Annotated in this window: 1 tRNA gene and 2 rRNA genes (1 of these 3 only partly in view); all 3 read right to left on the reverse strand. The window is 49.5% G+C overall.

What is annotated here, in order from left to right:
• Positions 1–58: 58 nt before the first annotated feature.
• Positions 59–132 (reverse strand) — tRNA-Ile (locus FAY33_RS19070).
• 7 nt (positions 133–139) lie between these two features.
• Positions 140–257 (reverse strand): 5S ribosomal RNA (gene rrf / locus FAY33_RS19075).
• A 197-nt stretch (positions 258–454) separates the two neighbouring features.
• Positions 455–856: ribosomal RNA gene (locus FAY33_RS19080) — 16S ribosomal RNA — on the reverse strand; its annotated part runs 1,197 nt beyond the window's last position; the annotation flags it as partial.

Consider the following 856-nt stretch of genomic DNA (forward strand, 5'->3'; position numbering starts at 1 on the left):
ATGTGGGTCTACCCTTTAAAGGCAATCCCTGTATTCTTTTTTCTGGTTGTTTAACCAATGGGCTTAAGTGGACTCGAACCACCGACCTCACGCTTATCAGGCGTGCGCTCTAACCAGCTGAGCTATAAGCCCATAATAAATCTGGCACCCACCTGCTCTCCCATGCCGTTTCCAGCATAGTACCATCGGCCGCTTAGGTCTTAACCATCGTGTTCGGGATGGGAACGGGTGTCTCCCCTAAGCGCATCGGCACCAGAAATTCTTTGTCTTTCTTGGTGTTTCCTTATTCAATTACTTCCTTTGAAAACCTAAGACTCAACAGTATATAAAACCCTCACCACTCTCACTAAATTCAACTCCGCTTCGCTTTGTTTCATTAAGTGTTCGGGTGGGCTTTCGTACTAAACTCGGCTATGCCTCATTAAGTACTCAATGCCTACTTCTTCTTCCTTAGAAAGGAGGTGATCCAGCCGCACCTTCCGATACGGCTACCTTGTTACGACTTCACCCCAGTTATCAGTCCCGCCTTCGGCAGCTCCCTCCTTGCGGTTGGGTCACTGACTTCGGGCGTTACCAACTCCCATGGTGTGACGGGCGGTGTGTACAAGACCCGGGAACGTATTCACCGCAGCATTCTGATCTGCGATTACTAGCGATTCCAGCTTCATGTAGTCGAGTTGCAGACTACAATCCGAACTGAGACGTTATTTTTGGGATTTGCTTCACCTCGCGGCTTTGCTTCCCTTTGTTTACGCCATTGTAGCACGTGTGTAGCCCAAATCATAAGGGGCATGATGATTTGACGTCATCCCCACCTTCCTCCAGGTTATCCCTGGCAGTCTCCCCAGAGTGCCCA

This window comes from Clostridium sp. HBUAS56010, from assembly GCF_007115105.1.
Lineage (GTDB): Bacteria > Bacillota > Clostridia > Lachnospirales > Lachnospiraceae > Lacrimispora.